This window comes from Saccharibacillus endophyticus (assembly GCF_013185185.1).
In the GTDB taxonomy this organism is placed as follows: Bacteria; Bacillota; Bacilli; order Paenibacillales; family Paenibacillaceae; genus Saccharibacillus; species Saccharibacillus endophyticus.
The window spans coordinates 678593-702731 of record NZ_JAAZWE010000003.1 but is presented as its reverse complement, the minus strand read 5'-3'; the positions used below and the strand labels follow the sequence as shown (position 1 = coordinate 702731).

The 24139-nt window shown below is 53.8% G+C and carries 19 protein-coding genes and 1 riboswitch; of the genes, 13 read left to right on the top strand and 6 right to left on the bottom strand.

What is annotated here, in order from left to right:
• Positions 1-4 precede the first annotated feature (4 nt).
• From HRQ63_RS14470 to mnhG, 3 genes are read left to right on the top strand one after another with little or no spacing between them, the layout of a single operon-like run.
• Positions 5-484: a Na+/H+ antiporter subunit E gene (locus HRQ63_RS14470; RefSeq protein ID WP_172244914.1), complete on the top strand. Its 480-nt coding sequence runs from the start codon at positions 5-7 to the stop codon at positions 482-484.
• Positions 484-774, top strand: a complete 291-nt coding sequence (locus HRQ63_RS14465; protein WP_084778541.1) for a Na(+)/H(+) antiporter subunit F1 — start codon at positions 484-486, stop codon at positions 772-774. The genes HRQ63_RS14470 and HRQ63_RS14465 overlap by 1 nt, the downstream gene beginning before the upstream one ends.
• The gene (mnhG, locus tag HRQ63_RS14460) at positions 746-1246 is read left to right on the top strand and encodes a monovalent cation/H(+) antiporter subunit G (protein ID WP_172244912.1); all 501 of its coding nucleotides are present in this window, start codon (positions 746-748) and stop codon (positions 1244-1246) included. Before HRQ63_RS14465 ends, mnhG begins: the two co-directional genes overlap by 29 nt.
• A 132-nt stretch (positions 1247-1378) precedes the next feature.
• Here mnhG and HRQ63_RS14455 read toward each other — a convergent pair whose 3' ends face one another.
• Positions 1379-2095 (bottom strand): class I SAM-dependent methyltransferase, encoded by a 717-nt coding sequence (locus HRQ63_RS14455; protein ID WP_172244910.1) that lies wholly within the window; start codon positions 2093-2095, stop codon positions 1379-1381.
• A 208-nt stretch (positions 2096-2303) separates the two neighbouring features.
• Positions 2304-2618, bottom strand: a complete 315-nt coding sequence (locus HRQ63_RS14450; RefSeq protein WP_172244908.1) for a hypothetical protein — start codon at positions 2616-2618, stop codon at positions 2304-2306.
• A gap of 1008 nt (positions 2619-3626) precedes the next feature.
• Between HRQ63_RS14450 and HRQ63_RS14445 the strand changes: the two genes are divergently transcribed.
• Positions 3627-4856, top strand: coding sequence for an outer membrane protein assembly factor BamB family protein (locus tag HRQ63_RS14445; RefSeq protein WP_172244906.1), 1230 nt, complete (start codon positions 3627-3629; stop codon positions 4854-4856).
• Positions 4857-5287: 431 nt separating this feature from the next.
• Entirely contained in the window at positions 5288-5548 is a 261-nt protein-coding gene (locus HRQ63_RS14440; RefSeq protein WP_037290485.1) for a GlsB/YeaQ/YmgE family stress response membrane protein, read from the top strand.
• A gap of 152 nt (positions 5549-5700) precedes the next feature.
• Here HRQ63_RS14440 and HRQ63_RS14435 read toward each other — a convergent pair whose 3' ends face one another.
• The 4 genes from HRQ63_RS14435 to HRQ63_RS14420 all read right to left on the bottom strand — a co-directional run bounded on the left by HRQ63_RS14435 (position 5701) and on the right by HRQ63_RS14420 (position 15101).
• Positions 5701-6948, bottom strand: a complete 1248-nt coding sequence (locus HRQ63_RS14435) for a methyl-accepting chemotaxis protein (protein ID WP_172244904.1) — start codon at positions 6946-6948, stop codon at positions 5701-5703.
• Between the two features lie 156 nt (positions 6949-7104).
• Complete coding sequence (locus tag HRQ63_RS14430) at positions 7105-7449, bottom strand: hypothetical protein (RefSeq protein WP_172244902.1); 345 nt, start codon at positions 7447-7449, stop codon at positions 7105-7107.
• Positions 7450-7566: 117 nt separating this feature from the next.
• Positions 7567-14343 (bottom strand): non-ribosomal peptide synthetase, encoded by a 6777-nt coding sequence (locus HRQ63_RS14425; protein ID WP_172244900.1) that lies wholly within the window; start codon positions 14341-14343, stop codon positions 7567-7569.
• The gene (locus HRQ63_RS14420; RefSeq protein WP_371873224.1) at positions 14340-15101 is read right to left on the bottom strand and encodes a 4'-phosphopantetheinyl transferase family protein; all 762 of its coding nucleotides are present in this window, start codon (positions 15099-15101) and stop codon (positions 14340-14342) included. The genes HRQ63_RS14425 and HRQ63_RS14420 overlap by 4 nt, the downstream gene beginning before the upstream one ends.
• Before the next feature lie 279 nt (positions 15102-15380).
• On the opposite strand from HRQ63_RS14420, the gene HRQ63_RS14415 reads away from it, so the two are divergent.
• The 8 genes from HRQ63_RS14415 to HRQ63_RS14380 all read left to right on the top strand — a co-directional run bounded on the left by HRQ63_RS14415 (position 15381) and on the right by HRQ63_RS14380 (position 24094).
• On the top strand, positions 15381-16319 hold the full coding sequence (locus HRQ63_RS14415) for a DNA-binding transcriptional repressor DeoR (protein WP_229714206.1): 939 nt from the start codon (positions 15381-15383) through the stop codon (positions 16317-16319).
• 108 nt (positions 16320-16427) lie between these two features.
• Positions 16428-16520: riboswitch (cyclic di-GMP riboswitch) on the top strand.
• 43 nt (positions 16521-16563) lie between these two features.
• Positions 16564-17562, top strand: a complete 999-nt coding sequence (locus tag HRQ63_RS14410) for a hypothetical protein (RefSeq protein ID WP_216673936.1) — start codon at positions 16564-16566, stop codon at positions 17560-17562.
• Positions 17563-17868: 306 nt separating this feature from the next.
• Positions 17869-18534: a deoxyribose-phosphate aldolase gene (deoC, locus tag HRQ63_RS14405; protein WP_172244894.1), complete on the top strand. Its 666-nt coding sequence runs from the start codon at positions 17869-17871 to the stop codon at positions 18532-18534.
• 73 nt (positions 18535-18607) lie between these two features.
• Positions 18608-19006: a cytidine deaminase gene (locus HRQ63_RS14400; RefSeq protein ID WP_037293543.1), complete on the top strand. Its 399-nt coding sequence runs from the start codon at positions 18608-18610 to the stop codon at positions 19004-19006.
• Between the two features lie 279 nt (positions 19007-19285).
• Entirely contained in the window at positions 19286-20476 is a 1191-nt protein-coding gene (locus HRQ63_RS14395) for a NupC/NupG family nucleoside CNT transporter (protein ID WP_172244892.1), read from the top strand.
• Between the two features lie 62 nt (positions 20477-20538).
• Complete coding sequence (gene deoB / locus HRQ63_RS14390; protein WP_172244890.1) at positions 20539-21720, top strand: phosphopentomutase; 1182 nt, start codon at positions 20539-20541, stop codon at positions 21718-21720.
• A gap of 326 nt (positions 21721-22046) precedes the next feature.
• Positions 22047-22754, top strand: a complete 708-nt coding sequence (gene deoD / locus HRQ63_RS14385; protein WP_172244888.1) for a purine-nucleoside phosphorylase — start codon at positions 22047-22049, stop codon at positions 22752-22754.
• A 38-nt stretch (positions 22755-22792) separates the two neighbouring features.
• Positions 22793-24094, top strand: a complete 1302-nt coding sequence (locus HRQ63_RS14380; RefSeq protein WP_172244886.1) for a pyrimidine-nucleoside phosphorylase — start codon at positions 22793-22795, stop codon at positions 24092-24094.
• Positions 24095-24139 lie beyond the last annotated feature (45 nt).

Below are 24139 nucleotides of genomic sequence, written 5' to 3'. Positions count from 1 at the left end.
GCCTTTGGCTTTTCAACTGCTGCTCAATCTGGTCATTGCCTTCGTCTGGATGCTGCTCATGCGCGACATGACGATATCCGGCTTCCTTGTCGGGTTATTGATCGGATTGCTGCTGATGACGCTGATGCGACGATTTTTCCCTCAACCTTTTTATCCGCGAAAAGTGTGGGCTTGCGTCAAACTGCTCGGACTGCTGCTGAAAGAATTGATTGTTTCTTCATTCGCTGTCATTGTCCAGATCATCAAGCCCAAATTGACGCTGTCGCCGGGAATTTTCGCTTACGAAACCGATTTGAAACCCGGCTGGGAGCTGACGCTGCTGTGCGGATTGATGAACCTGACTCCCGGCACGCTGCTGCTGGAAGTGAGTCATGACGAAAAGACGCTTTACATTCATGCCATGGATATGAAGGAAGCCCACAGCGTCGAAAAGCATATTCGCGAAACGTTCGAAAGAGCCATTATGGAGGTGACCCGAAGCTGATGCAAACCGTACTGCTCATTTCGATGATGCTGCTTGCCTTGGCGATCGGCGGATGCCTCTATCGGGTACTCAAAGGCCCTTCGATCGCCGACCGAATCGCCGCGCTGGACACCATCGGAGTCAATGTGGCTGCCGAGGTTGCCATTGCCGGCGCTTACACACGCTCTACGGCCTACTTCGAGTTGGTGCTGCTGATGGGCATTCTGGCTTTTATCGGGACCGTGGCCTTGGCTCGTTACATGGAAAGGGGGCGGGTGCTGGATGCTCCAGACGATTCAACTCCTGATTGAATGGTTGTCGGTGCTGCTGATCCTGCTCGGCGCCCTGCTCAGCGTATTCAGCGCCTTTGGCCTGATTCGGCTGCCCGATGTCTATTTACGATCGCATGCCGCCACGAAAAGCGCGACGCTCGGCGTGCTGTGCGTGCTGACGGGCGTGTTCCTGTATTTCGCGTCCAGCATGCAGACCGCCAGCATGAACATCTTGCTCGGCATCGTATTCTTTTTCATTACGGCTCCGGTTGCCGGGCATTTGAACGGACGGGCTGCCCACCGAAGCGGCGTTCCTCTTTGGACGGGCAGCATTCAGGACGAGCTCGCCGACGCTGCCAAAGCGGCAGGCGTACCGGATGCCGGAACGTCCGGAGCCGCCATGTCCGACGCTGCAAAACCCGACGACATGCCTGGAGAACCGCCGACGCTTAAGGAACCTTCCGAGCAGCAAAGCGGACGCCAAGAGCCCCCGGAACCGAAAGAAACGTAAATCGATCTTAAAAAAGCGCTTTTCGTCGTGAACCTCTCTTCCTTATGGAAGGATCGTTCATCGCCGAAAAGCGCTTTTTTTCAACCGGGACTGAGGTATAGGACACTGGCTTATCCGTCGTATGTATAGGCGTCAAGGCTTGCGGAACGTTAATCGATACATCGCTCCTTTGCAGACTTCCTCGTACTGAACATCCAGCATTCCGGCAGGAAGCATCGTCAAAATGTAGGGGCGCTGGGGGTCTGTTTTTTTCGCCAGCGAAATTCGGGGCCTCCGCTCGCGCTTATGACGATCGGTTTCGTCTGCGATCAGCAGCTTGGTCCCGCTTTTGGCGACCCGAATCATTTCGCGCAGCGCTTTGGAGGGATCGCTGAAGTCGGCCAGCCCGCCGACATGATATACGCAATCGAACGACTCGCTGCGAAAAGGCAGATGCTCCGCTTCGCCGTGAATCAACTCCGCCTCCATGCCCCACTCCTTCAAATGTCGGGCAGCTTGACGCAGCATCGCTTGGGACAAATCCAAACCGTACAACTGAGTGCCCGCAGGCAGGATCGGCAAATTCGCCCCGGTCCCGACCGAAATCTCCAACACGCGGTCACCGCGCCGAATGTTCAGTTCGGACAGGAAGGTCCAGCGATAATGAATCTCTCCTCCGAAACGAAGCTTCAAATACAAGCGATAAGCAAACGCATGGAAGCGCGCCAGCTTATCGGCCAAAGCCATTGCCCTGGCGTTGGTCAGTTCCATCCCCTGCGGCCGAACGGCATGCACAAACCCGTCCTCGGTACGCGGCAGCGGATAGGATTCCGGCTGTGTATATTCCGAAATCCGCGTCGAATCGAACATAAGGTTCCCTCCCGACTTTTCTAATTGCCTAAAGCCGATTTCCGTCTTCCCGTTCATTGTAACGCCAACCTCGCCCCAGCGGCTCCACCGAGCGATTGAACTTCATCTCCTTCTTGAGTCCTACGCGACTCCGATCGACTGATCAAGGTGCAGCAAAAGCCGCAGGCATATGCCGCGGCTTCCTAGCTGACTTATCATTGTTGGATTGTTAGAGCGATTCTACGTAGTTTTTAGCTTCTTTCAGCGAGAAGTTGTACATTTCCCTTGCTTCTTTGATCGCTTCGATCTTACGCCCTTTGGCTACGAGCGAACGCAGTATCTCATCGCCTTCCGAGGAAGATCTCGGTGCTTGTTCGCCATCGCTTGATCCTATCATGGACGAAGGGCGATGGAAGCGCGGCGAATCGGCGAGCCGATTAATCTCCTCACGCAAACTTCTCACCTCAAAACGCAGGCCAATAACCATCAGCATCAGCGAAAAAACAATAATCGCCAAAACGATAGTCGTAAAATCGAATTCCATGGACGGATGCCTCCTTTGAAACCATACTCGCCGAAGATGTCGAGGAAGTTCTATTTGAAGGGGAAGCTTGGTACGCTACGGGATAAATTCGTTCAAGACGCTGTTTCGCACATTTAGCCTCCGGCCTAACGAGCTCAAAGGCGTCTTTCACTGAATTTATCCCTTCGCTTTAAGCTTCTGTACTTAAAATAGAAAACTCCTCGGCATTTGGGCTTGTATGCTTTCCTTTTTTTTAAATTGGATTCACTTCCGTTAATTCCAGTTTGTCTGCTTTCATTATACACGTATGGGCATGGAAAGCCGTTTTTATGTTGGTATGTAGAGTTGAAAAGGAAAGCAGGTCAAAAGATCAGTCTATTTATTTGAAGTTCATATTCATTGCGGAACGAGCCATTTTTTCTTTCAGGATCTCGTGGAATGTCCGTTCCTGATCGTTGTTCGTGTTTTTTTGAGGTGAGGCTGCCGGTTGCGGTCTGGTGTATTGCGAATGAAAAGCCATTAGGTTATGTACGCTCATATTCATAAGTAGATGTCCCTCCCGAGGAATATAGGACGCGAATGTTAAATCAATTTTGTTGCATTCGCGCTTTAAGGACATGCCTTCAAGTTTCGCCGAATCTGCCGAATCTAATGTGAAGACACATCGTTAGGTCGCTCTCTTCTATGTACGACTATATAACCCGGGATCGTTAAAAATAAACTGATTTTACGGGAATCAGGGACAAAGGCGGAGCGTTTAAACGCAAATCCCGACCGAAGCCATGGCTTCTAAGACTGTGTGACTAGGTTGCATTAAAAACATCTTTTTTTGGAAATCAATCTAAATAAAAGTCGATTCCGAGCCTAATGGCGGGATAAATTCAGAAAAAGCCCGGTCTAGCGAATCAGAACGTAAAATGATGCGGGTCAAAGCGTAAACTTCTGGTAAACATGGCATCCAACGTGTATAATCAGCGTAGTCAAGTTCCACCGGACGTTAAGTTTATAGAGAGGAATGGAAAATCGTTCATGAAATCGACAGAAAAATGGGGAGCATTCGTCCTTAGCGCAGCCGTGCTGCTAAGCGCTCCCGGCTATGCAAATGCTGCAGGCACTCTGACGGGTAGCGAACTCCCTCAGCCTTCCTGGACCTCGGCAGCTGTATACGATACATCGTCTGCCTCAGCTCACGATATCCGCTTCATCAAATCCCGCAGTCTCGTCTACGCCCACACCGTGCAAAGCATCAAAAAAAACAGCTCCAAAACGTCGTACGACTGGTATTTGGAAAGTGTTACGGCTTTTGATGCCGCTACCGGAGCCAAAAAGTGGTCCCGGACCTTCCATGAGAAAAGCGGCCCGTACACGATTGCCAGCTCCCTTCTTTATGCGGAGAACGGCACGGTTTATTTCACGGGAACCTTTTCGGACAAGACCCAAAAAATTTACGCGATTCGAGCCGACGGCAAAGAAGCGTGGAATCGCTCTATTCCGTTCGGAAGCCAGGTCTATATGCTAGGCGACGAAAGCTTATTCATTGCATCGTCCCAAGGACCGGATAAGCGCGGAATCGTCAAAACGACAGCCGTACATTGCGATGCGACAGGCCAGACATTGGCATCCAAAACTCTGACAGGAAGCGTTTTGACGGCAGAAGGAGGGCGCATTGTCGTCGATACGAGCCGTCTGGTCAAAATGAGCAACAAGGACTGGGACCGTTCGCCAAGCCCTTCTATCGAAGTCTACGCTCCTGACCTGAAGCGCATCTATACGTACAAATTCCCGGCAAGCGTGAATTTGCTCGGCGACGGCGGCGGCCAACCGATCTTGGTTCAAGACGACGGCACCGTTATTTTCCGAGGCTCGATCGCGGGGACCGTCAACAAACTATTCGCTTTCTCGCCCGAAGGCCGTTTGCTGTGGGGCCGCGTCATCCCCGCCGATTCCGTCATCTTGTCGACCGGCAGCGGATACGTCACCTATTCCAACCGCAAACTCACTTCTTTTGAACTGGACGGAAAAAAAGCGGAACGCACCCTGACCGACAAACCCGGCCAGATCGTCGTACTCGAACGCTCCGACGACGGCGAGTTGCAGGTAGACATGGCTGAAACGCTCTACATCCTTGATCCCGACACTCTAGACATCACCCGTGCCGTATCCAACCTCCCGTTACGTTCCGACTACGCTTTCGCCTACGCCGGAAACGTACTCTACGCCGCGGAATCCGGTTCTTTGGTGAAATACGCTTTGGATTGATATACGCTTTAAACTGATCCCCGAGTATATAGAAGAACTTTAACTCCATACAATTCATACCCCCAGATCTTCGCTACCCAGCGAAGATCTTGTTTTTGGTATTATCTTTGCCCTTATCCCTTCCCTTCCTCCCCTCCCCATCTTTGAAACGCGGCAGCAGCGGAGGGAGAAATTCAGCGAAATACAGGTTTTCAAAGAAAACCTGCGGTAACATCCAGCGTAATGTTGACGCCTTTGAACTCATAAAGCTGCAAGCTTTATGAGTGAGACAGCGTCTTGAGCGAATTTTTCCCGCAGCGTCTCGCACCCGTTTCAAAAATGTAACCTTTTCAACTGTTTCAAAATTAAATTTTCAATAAATTATTCAAATGCTTGCTAGAAGGTTAAGTTGTATTTGAAGCAAACAAAAACACAAGCGGAGGCGATACAAAATGGGCATTATCTGGTCGTTAATTATCGGCGGGGTTATCGGTTGGTTGGCCGGTCTCATCGTGGGCAGAGATATTCCTGGCGGCATCATCGGGAATATTATCGCCGGATTCATCGGCGGTTGGCTCGGCGGAGTTATTCTTGGAGAAATGGGTCCCGAAATCGGAGGATTCTACATTATTCCGGCATTGATCGGTGCGATCGTTCTAGTAGCGGTTGTGAGCCTGATCATGCGTTCGGTTGGCCGCAGAAACAGAGCCTAACCGAATCATTCCCTAACAAAAACCAGCCAGAACGCCTGAACGGTTTTCATCGAAAACCGTCCGCGTACTGCACAAAAAGAGCGCATCCCGTAACCACGGAGTGCGCTCTTTTTGCATGTACGATGAATCATGATCCATCACTGCTTTACCTATTAATTGGCGGGTTGCAATTCCCGGAAGTGCTCAACGGCCTGCTTGACGCCGCCCGTCAATTCGGACAATCCGCTCACCGTTTCGGACAATTGCTGCATGCTCGCCAGCTGCTCTTCCGCAGCTTGGCATACGGTTGCCACTTCTTCCGAAGTGCTGGCGACCATCTGTTCCGCATGGGTAATCGTATCGCTCACCTGCTCCGTATGCGCGGAAATCTGCTCCACGGCAGCCGACACATCCTGCATTTGCATGTTGACTTCGTCGACTGCCGCCTGAATGAACTGGAAGGAACGTCCGACTTCTTCCAAGGAGCCGATTCCTTCTTTCATATCGCCGGCGACTTGAGACGAAGTGTCGACAACTTCGTTCGTATCTTTCTGAATGCTCGCATTGATCGTGGACACTCGCTTCGCCGATTCCGAAGATTGTTCCGCCAATTTGCGAACTTCCGAAGCGATAACGGAGAAGCCTTGTCCGTATTCGCCCGCGCGTGCCGCTTCGATTGCCGCATTCAAGGCAAGCAAATGCGTTTGCGAAGCGATTTCGGTAATGATGCTTACGAAATATTCGATCTCTCCCGACTTCTCGTCGAGACGGTTGACTTGCTCAAGCAGCGTCTGAATGCTGCTGTCCGTCTTCCGAACTTGATTCATCGCGCTGACCAACTGCTGGTAACCGGAAGAAGCCTGTTCGGAAGTGATTAATGTCGCGCTTGCGACTTCATCCGCGCTTCCGGCTACCTGCTGAACGGCTGCCGACATTTCGTTTGTCGTACGCGAGATCTCCTTCATTTTTGCCGTTTGCTCATCGGAACGCGCTGCCGCGCTGCGAGCCGATTCGGTGATCAGATCCGATACGAATACGCCGACATCCGCGTTAGCTTTGACTTGCTCGACATTTTGATCGATCTCCAGCAAATAATCCTGCATCCGTTCCATCGCTTTTTGCGAAGCCTGGCCCGGTTCGTCGACTTCCGCTTCTGCCGAAGCCGCTACGGCACTCTCTGTCGCTCCAACCGCCGCAAAATGTTGGTTCATCTCTTCCGCTCTGCGATCCATCGCGCGCAGCACCAGCCAGATTCCGGATACGAAGGCTCCGCCGCCCACGGCCGCAGCCAAAATGATTCCCGGCACGAAGCTTCCCCAACCTCGGCCCGGCATCATAAACAGAAAGGCAATCGCGACTTCCAACAATGCAACAGCTGCTGCACCGGTTAAAATCATACGTTTGTTCGCCTGTGTATTCATTGTCCCCCACCATTCCCCTCAGAACGTCTACAAAAAAAGCCCGGGTATACCGGGCTTAGGCACGTTAGAAAGTCCGTTGCAGCCACTGAACGGATTCTTTCCAAGCGACAACTTCAAGCTGCTTTGACAAACAGAAGAGCTGAAACAGCCAATCTTTTAGCTGTTCAGGTAAGCTTCCGCTTCATCAAGTTTTTCGAACGATACGACGATGTCGCCGAACATGCGCTTCATTTGCATTTTCGATACCGCGGAACCTGTGTAGTAAGCCCATTTCGTCAAGCCTTTTTGCACGGACAACTCGCCCAGCGGAGCCAGCGCTACCGCGACTTCTTGCGTGAACAATTTGCCTTTGCTCAGATCGGTCAGGCCTGTGAAGCCCGGTTTTACTTTTGCCAGTTCGGCTTTGTACTGCGTGTTGTAGGCTTCAACTTCATCCATCGTAATGCTTTCTACGGTGCAAACAAGACGATTTTTAGCTGGAATATATTCGATCTTAAACATGGAAAATCCCCCTAAATTCAGATATGTGGCCTCAAGTTCTAGTGTACTAAAAAAAATGTCGAATTCAAAGCAAAAAATTGCATTTTTTCATTTAAATTCTTTCTTTTCATTGAAATGTCACTTTAGGAAAGACGTTTCCTTTGCATAACGGATCATCTTCGAAATGAGCGCCTCATCCATAGCTTTCCATTTGAAGCCAAGCCGCTCTAAATAAGCAACCGTGCGGTCTGAAGCAATCTCGAATCGCGTTTGAATTTGCGTGCTTTCCAACCAACCATAGTGCAGCATAATCTTGTCGATCTCGGAACGAGACTCTCCGGACTGGAATTTCTCGATGAGCTCGTCGACAAATTTTGCAAATTCTAACGGTCGGACTTTATACTCGACCTGCTCGGCCGTCAAAATTCGGTGCATGCTTTCCAGGTTCGGATTCAACAAATGGAACGTCTCGTTCCGGAGATTCTCCGGCTGCATCAACAACACAATCGATTGGCTGATTCCGTCCACGTAAGAGAAGTCCGTATCCGGCGCAAGCTCAGGCACCATGCCCAGATTAATAAACGACTGCATCATCGTATAGAAGGCATTTTCCCCGATATTCTCCTGGAATCGGCCAGTCTCCGAATGGAATACGACATTGCCGAGGCGATAAATGCTGGTTCGCAGACCCCGCTCTCTCGCTTGAACGACTCGCTCCTCCGCTTCGAACTTGGTCTTCGCATAGTAGTTCTCGTATTCTTGTCCGAGATTAAGGTCGTATTCGCCGAAGAATGCTTCTTCCCGTCCGGGAATAACCCCTGTGGCTACACCCAGCGTAGAAATATGGTGGAAGTCTTTTTTCCGATCCGACTCGGCCAATTGCAGCAAGCGCTCCGTAGCCTCGACATTGTGCCGTTTAAAGTCCTCATAACTGCCGTAATGCTTTACCGTTGCCGCAGCATGCACAATCGCATCCGTTTCCTGCTGCAATCGGCTGTAGGCGGCTTCGGACAGCCCCATGTTTTCTTCGGACAAATCCCCGCTCCAGATATGAAGTCGCTCTATTTCCTTGTCCAACGAGCCTGTACCGAAGTAGAAATCAAGCTTGCTCCGCACCCGGCGGAACGCTTGAGCATCATCGTCCCCGCGCACAATCGCGTAGATCTGCCAATTCGTTTGCATGAGCATATCGCGCAGAACATGCACCCCGACATAGCCGGTAGCCCCTGTCAGCAGAATGCCCTCATAGCCGCGACGTTGGGCCAGATCGACAGACGTCGCATCCTTATTAGCCTGGCGTCGATACGTTTCGCGAGCTTCTACCAAGGTATCCTCGCCCTGCTTGCGGCTAGCTTCCTTCAATTCGGCGAGTTTTTCCGCCATGCGGTTCGATGCGGGCTTGACCACTGCCGCCAGCTCCGCCAAAGTCTGATGCTCGAATACATCGTTAATGCTAAGTTCAAACTGTTCTTGCAAACGAGCGACCATGACGGCGGCTTTCAACGAATGACCGCCCAACTCGAAGAAATTATCATCTCTTCCAACGCGACCTACACTCAACACGCTCTGCCAAACGGTTGCAATACTTTGCTCCGTCTCGTTTTGCGGCTCGGCATATTCCGCACCTGCCGGCATTTCTCCCGGCTGCGGCTCAGGCAGCGCACGACGGTCGATTTTCCCGTTCGGGGTCAACGGCATCGCATCCAGCTGCACGAAGTAAGAGGGAATCATATAATCGGGCAACCGGTTCGCCAGATGCTCTCGCAGCTCGCGCTGGTTCGCATGAGCCGTCGAAGCGATATACGCGCACAGATATTTGCCGCCCGCTGCATCTTCCTTAGCCAACACGATGGTTTCTTTGACCGAGAAATGCTCCAGCAACGCCGTCTCGATCTCGCCCAACTCGATCCGGAATCCTCGAATCTTGACCTGGTGGTCCAATCGACCGAGGAATTCCAGTTCACCGCCTTCGTTCCAACGCGCCAGATCGCCTGTTTTGTACATGCGGCCGCCTGCTTCGAACGGATCGTTCAAGTAACGCTCGGCAGTTAGCTCCGGTTGATTATAATAGCCGCGACCCACGCATTCTCCCGCAATATACAACTCGCCCGCCGTGCCTTTCGGCTGGAGACGAAGCGCATCGTTCAGGATGTAAATGCGCGTATTGGTAATCGGCTTTCCGATCGGAGGCAGCTCGGGAATCGCGCCCGCAGGATCAAGGGTATGTGCGGTCGCGACATGCGTTTCCGAAGGCCCGTAGTGATTATGCAGGAAAATGCCGTTGCGGCGCAGATGCTCCTGAAATTTTTCCGGCACGACCAACTGTTCGCCTGCCGTTACGATATGGCGAATGCAGGTCGGGAAGCGCTCTTCGTATTCTTTTTCGCTCAAAATAAATTTCAGGAACGATACGGGCATGAACAATACGCTGATCTGCTGCTGCTCGATCAGATCCAGCAGCCGGCCGACTTCGCGTCTCATTTCGCTGCGAATCATGCACAGCGTGCCCCCGGCAAGCAGCGTTGACCAGATCTCCTGCGAACAGACGTCGAAGCTGAGCGTCGTGAATTGCAGCACTCTAGCCGTATAATCGATATTCGTCCGCGTATACTCGTAATGCATCAGATTCATCATATTGCGATGCTCCAACATCACGCCTTTCGGACGGCCGGTCGTGCCGGACGTATAGATCACGTAAAGCAAATCGCTGCCCGTCGAACGGTCTTTCGGATTATCCGTGCGCGGCGAATACGCGTCCGCTTCATCCAAATACAGAGAAGTTCCGTTAAATTCAAGCTTGCCTGCCAGGTGGCGTTGGGTCAAGAGCAGATCCGAGCCGCTGTTCTCCATCATGTACCGAATACGGTCTTCCGGATATTCCGGGTCGATCGGTACATAAGCTCCGCCTGCTTTCAAAATGCCGAGCAGCCCGATAATCATTTCCGGCGAACGATCCAACATCAGGCCTACCAATTTATCGGCCGCAACGCCTTTTTCGATAAGCGTATGCGCAAGACGATTGGACCGTTCGTTTAATTCCGCGTAAGTCAGCGATATGCCTTCGAAAGTAACCGCCGGATGATCGGGCGATTGCGCAGCTTGGCGTTCGAACGCTTCTTGAATGGTTAAATGGCGCTCATAGAGCGACGAGGTATCATTCAGATCGAAAATAAGCGAGTGCTTTTCTTCTTCTCGAAGCATCGGCAGAGCATGCAAATCAAGATGCTCGTTGACTACGGCAGACTGCAGCAGTTGCACATAATGATCGGCCATTCCGCGAATCGTAGCGGCCTCGAACAAGTCGCTGCAGTATTGGAAGTCGATCCGAATACCGTCCTCCTGTTCCGTCACATCGACCATCAAATCGTATTTGGAAATAGCCGGCGCATACAGCTCCAGCGTCGTTTTCGCTCCTGCAAGCTCCGGTGCGAGGCTGCCGGTATTCTGCATGACAAACATGGTGTCGAACAACGGGCTGCGTCCGGCAATCCGGGGAACGTTCAACTCGTTGACCAGCTCGCCGAGCTCGTATTCCTGATGATCGAATGCGCCGAGCAGTTCCGTTTTCACATGATCCAAGTAGGCTGCGAATGTTTGTTTCTTATCCGGGTAGGTGCGCAGCGGAAGCGTATTGACGAACATTCCGATTACGCCGTGCAGTTCTTCGCGGTTACGGTTGGCTACAGGAACACCGACAATCACGTCTTCTTGTCCCGCATAACGGGACAACAACGTACCGTAGGCGGCGAGCATGACCATGAATAACGTCGTACCCGTGCGATCCGCCAACTTTTTCAACTTCGCTTGCAATTCCGGATCGATTCCGCCGTGCAGGGTCGCTCCCCGGAAACTTTGCTTGTCCGGGCGAGGCTTGTCGGTCGGAAGCTGGAGCATCGGCAGTTCGCCTGCGAGACGCTCCCGCCAATAGCCTAACTGCGATTCCCGAATACTGGCCGCAGCACCCTGCGCATACCAGACCGAGAAGTCTTTGAACTGAATCGTCGGCAGTTCCGGCGTTTCGCCGCGATACAGCATCGACCACTCTTCAAAAAAGACATGCATCGACACGCCGTCAACCGCGATATGGTGAAAGTCGAGCATGATGAAGTGCAGGTCGTTTTCGCAAGATACAAGGCCGGCTCTCATCAACGGCGCGCGACTCAGGTCAAACGGGCGCACGAACGCATCCATCATGGCGCGGATATTCTGTTCCCCGGCGCGCGATACGGCCAGACGAAGCTCCGCCTGCGCGTGGACATGCTGGACAATCCGCTCTCCGCGAAGTTCGAAAGTCGTGCGCAGCGCTTCGTGCCGACGGACGAGTTCCTGCAGGGAGTATTCAAGACGCCGCACATCCAGCTTACCTTCGATGCGAAGCAGCACAGGCGCATTATAGGCCGTATCCGATCCTTCCATCTGCTCGATCAGGAACAGACGCGCTTGAGCCGGATAAGTCGGGTAATGCTCGGCCGGCAGCGCGGCTGAAATCGACGGAAGCTCCATGGACGATAGACTTGCTTCGCCGGCACGCTGCGCAATCTCCGCGGCTTGCGTACGAACGGTCGTGTATTCAAACAGTTCGCGGATCGACAGCTTTGCTCCAAAACGACGTTCGATCTGCGCACGCAATACCGCCGCCTGAAGAGAGTGACCCCCGATATCGAAGAACCGATCCAGCACGCCAAAACGATCATGCCCGAGGATCTCGCTCCATAACGCGTGCAATCGCTCTTCGGTTTCGCCCAGTGGCGATTCATAAGCCGCGCCTTCACGAACCTGAGGTTCCGGCAGCGCGCGGCGATCAATTTTGCCGTTGGCATTGACCGGTAGTTTATCCAGCGCGACAAAATGAGCCGGAACCATATAATCGGGCAGCGTAAGCGCAAGTTCGTCGCTCCACTCGGCATGGCTTCGCTCCGAATCAGATTCGACGTAGGCGCACAGATACGCGTCGCCCGAAGCGTCTTTCAACGCAACGACGACGCAATCGCGCACGCCTTCGCTTTCCAGAATCCTCTGTTCGATCTCGCCGATCTCGATACGGAAGCCGCGGATTTTCACTTGATGATCCAATCGGCCGAGGAATTCGATCGTGCCGTCACTCTTCCAACGCGCCAGATCGCCTGTGCGGTACATGCGCTCACCTTGCGCGTACGGATGCGGGACGAACTTCTCCGCAGTCAGTTCGGGACGATTCAGATAACCGCGAGCCAATCCGTCGCCGGCCACGCAAAGTTCGCCGGCCACGCCAACCGGCTGCAAGTGCCCGTAAGCATCCAAAATCATGATTTGCGAACCCCGAACCGGCTTGCCGATCGGAATATTGCCTTCCATCTCGGTTACGAGATGCGAGCTGGTCACAATCGTATTCTCGGTCGGGCCGTAGCAGTTGTGCAGTTCGTATGAACGCGCACGGAAGGTTTTCAGTTTGTCTCCGCCCGTCAGCAAAACACGGAGCGATTCGTTGTCGTATTCCATGAATTGTTCGCAAAGCTGCGTCGGAAGAAAAGCGATCGTGATTCCTTTTTCATTAAAATGCTGATTCAAGCCGGACGGGTCAAGGCGCAGGTCTTCCGGAATCATATAAATAGAAGCGCCGGACAGCAGGTAAGGGAAAATCTCCCAGACCGAAGCATCGAACCCGAAGCCTGCATATTTGACGGTGCGGTCTGTGGAATCGATACGAAAATGCTCGATATGCCATTCCGCCAAATTAATCAGCGACCGATGTTCGATCACGACGCCTTTGGGCGTGCCTGTGGAACCTGATGTATAGATGACATAAGCAGCGGAATCCGATGCGCCGAACGTTGTTTCTTCGACCTGAACTGCCCAATCCCGATCGTTATCGATACGCCAAGCGGTGCCTGCGTAACTTCCCGGCGCGTCAAGCCCCGGCGTAAGCAGCAGCAGTCCCGCTCCGCTGTCTTCCAGCATAAAGCGTACGCGTTCTTGCGGATATTCCGGATCGATCGGCAGATATGCAGCGCCGGTCTTCAGTACGGCCAGGACAGACAGGATCATCTCTGCCGACGGACGCGCCATGATTCCGGCAATCTGTCCGTCTCCAAGCCCCGCTTGACGCAATTCGGCAGCCAGTACGTCCGAGCGTTGATCCAACTCCGCGTAGCTCAGCGATCCGCCTTCGTAAACGACCGCATCAAGGTTCGGCACAAGTGCCGCACGCTCCTTGATCATGCGGTGAATCGGCCGACCGGCTGCAATTGAATGCTGTTTCCCGCTCCATAGGTTCAACAGAGCTTCCCGCTCCTGCTCGCCAAGCAGGTCCTCTTCCCCGATCCGCGAGTCCGGCGCCGCCGTCATCCGAACCAGAATTCCGTGCAGATGCGCCAGCACGTTCTCCACGAATGTTTCGCCGAACACGGATTTTCGGAAAGCCGCGCGGGCATGAATCGAATCGGTTCCGGAAAATACGATGAATAGATCGCAGTCCGAAGACTCCAATGCTTGCTCGGCACCGATGCGAAGATCGAATCCGATCCCCGTATTGTAAGGCCGATCCACAGCACCCGAAGCATACAATTCCGCAAAATATTCTGGCTTCAATGTCAAATCCGTCGATCCCAGAAGCTCTGCCGCAGCCTCCAGACGCATACGGAATGTATCTTCCCGGCTTCCTTTTACCAACAAAGGGAACATCTCGCCCGTATCCGACGAATAAACGGCAAATGACTGCTCCTCACTCCGCAAATAACGTTGAAGCAAAATGGCCCATGCAGCATGGGCAGTTCCGCCGCGTAAAAGAAACGGATCAAGCGCAAGCAGCTCGCGCTCAACCTGTCCGATTTCGCTCGAAGCAGGCTCGGTCTCGCCCGACAAAAACGTCTTCTCCTCTACAGCCTGCAATCTCTCCAGCCATCGGGTTTCTGAATGATTCTTCAACTGGGCATTCATCGCTTATTATTTTCCCCTTCCGCGTATCGTGCATCTCGTGATAACAACTTTCGAAATCGCTTTGCCAGCTCCATCCCGTCAAGCAACAAGACTTCTTCCGCCCAATCTTCTTCCGGTCTTCGACAAACGGCCAGCGCATAATGCTCGGGCACGGATGGTGCAACGTTCAACGACGTCAGAATCCAAGGAATCATTCCCGGCTGCCGGGCCTCCGTGCGAAAGCGTTTAGGCGCGATAGACTTCGGGGCAAATGCCGCAAGCGGATACTCATCGTGCAAGCCTGTCCCCTCCGCTTTCAACCAGCTCTCCAACATCGTCCAACGCTCATAAAAAACATCAAGCTCCTCTTCCTCGGAAGAATAGGCTTGTCCTGCGGACTCCGCATGTCCAAGCAGCAAACGCATCGCCGACGTTTCAAGAGGCGCAACGCGCTCGACGTCGATTCCGATCTCGGTCCGAGCAATTGCGCATACGACAAGAGCACCTGAGGCTGACACGTTGAACCTAGGTGCTTGATCGCGCTCGAGATACGGCTTGCCGTAATCTCCGCGCCGAAAAATCAACTCGCGGTAGCCCGCGCCCAACTTTTCTCCAAGCGCGATCGCCAGCAGCATATGCGAAGCTGCCTTGCGCAATCGGTCCTCTTCACGTGCAAAACGCGAAATACGCGCCTGCTCCGCAGGATGAAAGGCGGAAATCAGGCCGGACCAATCCTTTTGCTTAGGAAACGGATCAAGGAAAACTGCAAAGACGTCGATGGGCCAGGCTCCTTCCGAATATTTGAGTATGCGACGAGAGTATGATGAAAAACCTGCTAAATTCGTTCTTTCTCCCTATGATACCAAAAAAACTCACACAAAGAATATCGGAACATTCGGTGAAAAATGAAATACTTTTAAGAAAAAAGTCTCATTTCATCCTTAAGTCCCATTTTTTTGATTCACACTTTAGTGTGGCTTTCTTTCTTCCGTGCAAAGCATGCGGCAGACACGTATAATGAACCTAAAAAAATCGAGGGAACGATCATGACGGATAAAATCGACCTGGACAGGCAGCGCCTCAGCATTGAAGCTGCAAGGCTTTACTATCTGTCCGACTACAGTCAACAAGATATCGCGGTCAGGCTCGGCGTCTCGCGCCCGACCGTCTCGCGTTTGCTTCAACATGCCAAAGAGAACGGATTCGTCCGCATCACCATTGCCGATCCGCTTGAAGATTTGGACGCGCTCGCAACGGAACTGACCCGCAAATTCGGTCTGCAAACGGCACGCGTCTGCTATTCTCCCTTGAACGACTACCGGGAGATTCGATCGCGCGTAGCCGCTGAGGCCGCCGAATATTTGGACGAAACGATTCAAGACGGGGATATTATCGGCATTACATGGGGAACGACGATGCATGCGCTTGCGCTCGGGCTGCGGCACAAACCGGTACGCGGCGTCGAAATCGTGCAGCTCAAAGGCGGAGTCAGCCATTCGCAGGTGCCTACTTACGCTGCCGAGACGGCAAATTTGTTTGCGGAAGCTTTCGGTACCGTCGCGCGCTATCTTCCGCTTCCGGTCATTTTCGATAGCGTAGAGTTGAAAAGGATGGTCGAGGAAGATCGTCATATTCAGCGCATCATCGAACTGGGCCGTCAGGCCAACGTCGCGGTTTTCACCGTCGGCACCGTCGAGGAGGACGCGCTGCTGTTCCGGCTCGGTTATTTTGATGAGCCGCAGCGGCACAGTCTCCAGAAGGCCGGCGCAGGCGATATCTGTTCCCGCTTCTTCGACGACAACGGCAACATATGCAGCGAAGAGATCAATGCGCGTACGGTCGGAATCGATCTGTCCGAGCTGCGCCGCAAGGAGCGTTCGATCCTCGTAGCGGGGGGGCCGCGCAAAATTCGTTCGATTCGCGCGGCGCTGGCCGGACGTTATGCCAATACTTTGGTGACGGACCAGTTTACGGCGCTTGCCCTGCTTGCGGATTAAGTTTGCCTGCCCGCCCGCCGATACAAAAGATGTGCGGTGAAAAGCGACAAAATCCGCACCCCTTGAACGAATGCCTGTACGTTAAAGGCACTCGTTCATTATTTCTTATCCTGCGCAGGGCAAATCCGTCGAAAGGCGAGAGACGCAAAGCCGCGGGCCTAAAACCGTTCTCCGGGCGGTCATGGCAGCCGGGTTGCCGATTCCGGACCTGATTTGCGGATGAATCGAAAGGTGAAGAAACATCATGAATACACGCTCCACGTTTTCCCGCTGCCTTGTTTTATGCCTGTTGGTTGCCTGGACTGCCGGCTCCTTCGGAACGTCGACTGCCGAGGCCCGCGAGCAGGACGGCTTCTCGACCTGGGTCTGGAACCCTTGGCTGCTGCGGACTTCATCCGACGATCTGCTGCAATTCGCGGCTTCGAACGACGTTTCGACGCTCTATGTACAGATCGACGCCGAAATGGACAAAGCGGATTACGCCGCGTTCATCCGCCGAGCGTCTGCGCAAAACATTCGGATTTACGCTCTGGACGGCGCTCCGCGCTGGGCGACGGACCGCGGTTTGCCGCAAGCTTTCCTGAGCTGGTTGACCGCCTATCAGTCTTCGGCCGGTACCGACGAAAAGTTTTCCGGCATTCATGTCGATGTCGAACCTTATCTGCTTCCCGAATGGGAAACCGGCCGGAATGCTTTGCTGACAACGTGGAAAACATCGACCGATACGCTGCTCGAAGGCGCGAAGCGGTTGGGACTGCGAGCGGAGGCCGATATGCCCTTCTGGTTCGACGAACATCGGATGCCCGGCGAAAAAGGGATGCTCAGCGCCTGGATGATCGACCGCTTCGACGGCGTAACGATCATGGCGTACCGCGATTCCGCGGAACAGATCGCCGAAGTCGCGAAAAACGAGCTTGCCGAAGCGGAAAAGCTGGGCAAACCGCTGCGGATCGCCGTGGAAACGAACCCTTCGGCCGAAACGCCCCAGGTTACTTTCTATGAAGAAGGAGCCGAATTTTTAAACAGCCAGCTTGAAGCCGTTCGTCAAAAAGTCGGCAGCAGCCCTGCTTTCGCGGGATTTGCCGTACATGATTATGCGGGATGGAAAAAGATGCAGGAAAAAAGCACGGCGACGAACGGAAAGCCCTCCCGCGCTTCTTCGTCTTCGAAAACCGGCGCGGCCGTCAAGTCGGTTAAAACGGACCCGGCAGCCGCGCAAAAAAACGCAGGACGCAAAAAATAGAAAAAGCCGCGTCGGGACATATTGTCGAACTTCGAACGCAGCCGAACCGAAGATCTATGCGGGTCTCTGTGCCGACCGGAGCGGTCAGGATTCAGCCCGCTTTCGCCCGTTTTCACTGTTCGTCCTTTTAGGAGAACCGGCCGAAAGCGGGCTTTTTGCGCTGTTGATTATCGGAGACCTATCGGCAAGCCGCCGGAGGAGCAGCATGCGTTCAATAAGCGTGAACAAATTTTCAATAAGCATTTTGCATTTGTTCACGTTAATGTTATGATAGGGGTAATTCCACACTCGAAGGAGAGATCCAAGATGAATCTTGCATCCATGATCGACCATACCCTGCTGCGTGCCGACGCGACGGAAGCCGAGGTCGCCAAGCTGATCGAAGAAGCAAAAACCTACGTATTTGCTTCCGTCTGCGTCAATCCGACCTGGGTTGCTTTTGCGGCTGAACGCCTGGCGGGCACCGAAGTGAAAGTCTGCACCGTAATCGGCTTCCCGCTGGGGGCATCCACGCCGGAAACCAAAGCTTTCGAAACTGTCGACGCTATCGAAAAAGGCGCTCAAGAGATCGACATGGTGCTGAACATCGGCGCGCTGAAAAGCGGCAATGTCGAGCTTGTCGAACGCGACGTTCGCGCTGTTGTCGAAGCAGCCGCAGGCAAAGCGCTGGTCAAAGTCATTATCGAAACTTGCCTGCTGACCGACGACGAGAAAGTGCTGGCTTCCGAAATTTCCGTTCGCGCGGGCGCCGATTTCGTGAAAACGTCTACCGGCTTCTCCACGGGCGGCGCGACAGCCGAAGACGTAGCGCTCATGCGCAAAACGGTCGGCCCGGATATCGGCGTCAAAGCTTCCGGCGGCGTACGCAGCCGCGAAGACATGGAAAAAATGATCGAAGCCGGCGCGACGCGCATCGGCGCAAGCTCCGGCGTGAAGATCATGCAAGGCGAAAAATCCGACTCTTCGTACTGATCACTGATGCCTTTAGCCTTGACAAGATACTAACCCATTCCGGATTCCAGGAGGCCTTCCCATGAGTCACCCTATGCAAGAGCAATTGATCGCAGCCGCGATCGAAGCCCGCGGTTCCGCTTACGTTCCGTATTCGCATTTCGAAGTCGGAGCCGCGCTGCTTGCCGACGGCAAGATCTATTCCGGCTGCAATATCGAAAATGCTTCGTTCGGCTTAACCAACTGCGCGGAACGCACCGCGATCTTCAAGGCCGCTTCCGAAGGCGTGCGCCGGATCGAAGCGATCGCGGTCGTCGCCGACACGGAAGGCCCGGTATCTCCGTGCGGTGCCTGCCGCCAGGTCATTGCCGAGTTTGCCGACGAGAACACGCGCATCTATCTGACCAACCTTCACGGCAACACCGAGGAATGGACGATGGCTACGCTGCTTCCCGGTTACTTTCAGGCGAAAGACATGGATAAGTCGAAGTAAATCGGATTTACGGATGCACGGATGCGTCTGTCGACGGCAGCGATGCCGAAACAGACCTGTCCGGCGCAATCGTGAAAACCGATATCTTAACGGTCTATTTTTGTAAACGCTTCAACATGATTCAAATCAAGGCATTCGTTGAAAATAGGGAGAGAGGCATAGAGTCGCATTGCGCCTTTCGCTCCCTTTCTCGATGCCCGATGTCAGGATTTTGTAAGCTTTTGAACAAACCGGCATTGCCGGACAGCCCAAAAAATACCTTCCAGGAGATTTTCGCCCATGAATATTTTGATTGCTTTGCTCGGACTGGCCGTCGTGTTCGGCCTTGCTTTTATTGCCAGTAACGGTCGAAAAAAGATTCGTTACCGTCCGTTAATTATTATGGTCGTGCTTCAAGCGCTGCTGGCGTTTTTGCTGCTTAATACCGTGCTCGGCACGACGTTGATCGGCGGATTTTCCAAAACGTTCAACACCCTTCTCGGCTACGCCGCGGAAGGAATTAATTTCGTTTTCGGCAACATCATGATCGTAGAAGGGCAATCCGTCTTCTTCCTGGGCGTGCTGATGCCGATCGTGTTCATCTCCGCGTTGATCGGTATCCTTCAATACACGCGCATCCTGCCGTTCGTGATCCGTTATATCGGACTCGTGCTGAGCAAGATCAACGGAATGGGCAAATTGGAATCCTACAATGCGGTCGCTTCGGCCGTTCTCGGTCAATCCGAAGTGTTCATTTCCGTAAAAAAACAGATCGGCCTGCTTCCGAAGCATCGCCTGTACACGCTTTGCGCATCCGCCATGTCCACGGTATCGATGTCGATCGTCGGCGCTTACATGCAGTTGATTCCGCCGCAGTACGTCGTTACCGCGCTTGTTCTCAACCTGTTCGGCGGATTCATTATCGCTTCCATTATCAATCCTTATAAAGTCGAGCCGGAAGAAGATATACTGGAAGTGCAAGAAGAAGAAAAACAATCGTTCTTCGAAATGCTCGGCGAATACATCATGGACGGCTTTAAAGTCGCGATCATCGTCGCTGCCATGTTGATCGGTTTCGTCGCCTTGATCGCCATGCTGAACGGCATCTTCGCCGAGATCTTCGGCATCTCTTTCCAAGAAATGCTCGGTTACGTCTTCTCGCCGTTCGCTTTCATTATGGGGATTCCTTGGAATGAAGCCGTTGCGGCAGGCGGAATCATGGCAACCAAGCTGATGACGAACGAATTTGCGGCAATGGTTAACTTGAAAACGCTGATCGATGCAGGATCGCTTAGCGACCGCACAATCGGCATCGTGTCCGTCTTCCTCGTCTCGTTCGCCAACTTCTCCTCGATCGGCATCATCGCCGGCGCGGTGAAAGGCCTGAACGAAAAGCAAGGCAACGTCGTCGCCCGCTTCGGCCTGAAATTGCTGTACGGCGCGACCCTGGTCAGCATGCTGTCGGCCATCATCGTCGGACTGTTCATTTAATCGTGAAAAAGCCAGAAAAAAGGTGTAGAATAGGATTTTCTGATCTGAAAGGAGCATGAACCATGTCTACATTCAAACGTATCCACTTGATCGTGATGGACTCGGTCGGAATCGGCGAAGCGCCGGATGCCGCGGAGTTCGATGATTTCGGAGTCGACACCTTCGGCCATATCGCCCGCGAAATGGGCGGCCTGAACATGCCGAACATGGCCAAACTGGGCCTGTCCAATATCGAAGAGGTTCAAGGCGTGGCCAAAGCCGACAAGCCTCTCGCCTACCATACCAAAATGCAGGAAGCTTCGCGCGGAAAAGACACGATGACCGGCCACTGGGAAATCATGGGTCTGTATATCGATACGCCGTTCCGCGTTTTCCCGGACGGATTCCCGGATGAACTGATCGAGCGCATCGAAGAAAAGACCGGGCGCAAAGTGATCGGCAATAAGCCGGCCAGCGGCACGGAAATCCTCGACGAGCTGGGCGAAGAGCATATGAAGACCGGCGCGCTGATCGTTTACACCTCCGCCGACTCCGTGCTTCAAGTCGCCGCTCACGAAGACATCGTTCCTTTAAAAGAACTGTACGAGATCTGCGAATTCTGCCGCGAAATCACGCTGGAAGACCCATACATGCTCGGCCGCATCATCGCCCGTCCGTTCGTCGGCGAACCGGGAGCGTTCAAACGCACCGCTGGCCGCCACGACTACGCGCTGAAGCCGTTCGGCCGCACCACGATGAACGAACTGCAGGACGGCGGCTTCGACGTCATCGCCCTCGGCAAAATTTCGGACATCTATGACGGCGAAGGCGTAACGAAATCCGTTCGAACCGTATCCAACATGGACGGCATGGACAAGCTGGTCGAAGAACTCGATAACCCGTTCAACGGCCTGAGCTTCCTGAACCTGGTCGACTTCGACGCCCTGTTCGGCCACCGCCGCGATCCGCAGGGCTACGGCCAAGCGCTCGAAGAATACGATGCCCGCCTGCCGGAAGTATTCGCCAAAATGAACGACGACGATCTGCTGCTCATCACCGCAGACCACGGCAACGACCCGACGTACCGCGGCACCGACCACACCCGCGAATACGTCCCGCTCCTTGCCTACTCGCCGAGCTTCAAAAACGGCGGCACCAAGCTCCCTGTCCGCACCACTTTCGCCGACATCGCAGCAACCGTAGCCGAAAACTTTGGCGTCAAAATGCCGGAATACGGCACAAGCTTCTTGGGCGATCTGAAGTAAACAGCAAGCAGCACACGGAAGTAAACCCAAACAAGCCATAAGTTTATATAAGCAAAATGGAAGTTCGTATTCTTCGTTCCCTAATCAGGTCTGACGAACAGGAACTTCCCTATAATCCAAAAAAGAGAACGCGAATCGGCTTACCTCCAGTCCCACCCCGTTCGAGCCTAGCGGAGAATGGGGTGGAGCCGGAGAAGCGAAGCGCTCGCATTTGTTTTCCGATTTTCACCTTACAAAAGTCTAATCAAAAAATCGGAAAACGACGGCGATCGCAGGCCCATCCCATTCGCAGCGTCTCCATACACCCAAACTGGAGGTTTTCAAAAATGAGTGTTCATATCGAAGCCAAAGTCGGCGACATCGCCGAAACCATCCTGCTCCCGGGCGATCCGCTGAGAGCCAAATTCATCGCCGACACCTATCTCGAAGAAGTCGTGCAGTACAACCAAGTCCGCGGCATGCTCGGTTTCACCGGCACGTACAAAGGCAAACGCATCTCCGTCCAAGGCTCCGGCATGGGCATCCCTTCGTTCGCGATCTACGCCAACGAACTGATCAGCGAATACGGCGTCAAAAACCTGATCCGCGTCGGCACCTGCGGCGGCATGCAGGAAAGCGTCCGCGTTCGCGACGTCATCTTGGCGCAAGCGGCATGTACCGATTCCAGCATGAACCGCAACACCTTCCCGGGCTTCGACTTCGCTCCGATCGCAAGCTTCGGCCTGTTGAAAGAAGCTTACGAACGCGCCGTGGAAAAAGGACTGAACGTCCATGTCGGCAACATCCTCAGCTCCGATATCTTCTACCGCGACGATAAGACGGTAACGACGAAGCTGATGGAGTACGGCGTACTGGGCGTCGAAATGGAAACGACGGCCCTCTACTCGCTCGCGGCCAAATTCGGCGTGAACGCCCTGACGATCCTCACCGTCAGCGATCACCTGCTGACCGGCGAAGAAACCACTTCGGCCGAGCGTCAATCGACCTTCAACGACATGATGGAAGTGGCTCTGGAAACAGCGCTCACCCTGTAAACAGCCGAATTCATCTTACGAAAGCGAGGCAGACAAACATGAGAATGGTAGACTTGATCGAGAAAAAACGGGACGGGAAAGAACTGAGCACCGAAGAAATCAACTTCATTATCGAAGGCTACACCCAGGGGGATATTCCGGATTATCAGGTGAGCGCATTCGCGATGGCCGTCTTTTTCCAGGACATGAACGATCGGGAACGCGCCGACCTGACGATGGCGATGGTTCACTCCGGCGATACGATCGACCTGTCGGCGATCGAAGGCGTCAAAGTCGACAAGCACTCCACGGGCGGCGTAGGCGATACGACGACTCTGGTCCTCGCCCCTCTCGTTGCGGCATTGGACGTACCGGTTGCGAAAATGTCGGGACGCGGTCTCGGCCATACCGGCGGTACCGTCGACAAACTGGAAGCGGTCGAAGGATTCCACGTCGAAATTACGAACGAGGAATTCGTGAAGCTCGTCAACGAGCATAAGATCGCGGTCATCGGCCAAAGCGGCAACTTGACTCCGGCCGACAAAAAGCTGTATGCGCTGCGCGACGTAACCGCAACGGTCAACTCGATTCCGATGATCGCAAGCTCGATTATGAGCAAAAAGATCGCAGCCGGAGCGGATGCAATCGTGCTCGACGTCAAAACGGGCGCGGGCGCATTCATGAAAACGCTCGAAGGTTCCAAAGACCTCGCTCACGCGATGGTGTCGATCGGCAACAACGTCGGCCGCCGCACGATGGCCGTGATCTCCGATATGAGCCAGCCTCTGGGCGCGGCGATCGGCAATGCGTTGGAAGTGCAAGAAGCGATCGATACATTGAAAGGCCAAGGACCGAAAGATCTGGAAGATCTGTGCATGGCGCTGGGCAGCCAGATGGTCTTCCTCGCAGGCAAAGCTTCTTCGCTGGAAGATGCCGAAGCGAAACTGCGCGAAGTCATCGCCAACGGCAAAGCGCTGGACAAGTTCCGCGACTTCCTCGCCAACCAAGGCGGAGATGCTTCCGTTGTCGATCATCCGGAACGGTTGCCGCAAGCGGCTTACAAGATCGAAGTTCCGGCTCCGCGCGGCGGCGTCGTGTCCGAGATCATCGCCGACGAGATCGGCGTAGCGGCTATGTGGCTCGGCGCGGGCCGCGCGACGAAAGAATCGGATATCGATCTGGCCGTCGGCCTGATGTTGAACAAGAAAGTCGGCGAAGCCGTCGAAGCGGGCGAGTCGCTCGTTACGATTCACGCGAACAGCGAAGACGTCGCTAACGTAACCGAGAAGATCCTCGCGGCAATCTCGATCGCGGACAGCGCGGAAGCGCCTACGCTGATCTACGGTACGATTACCGAATAAGCGATACGCCGAGCATACAGGGCGTCCTTCCCGCCTCAAGTCGGG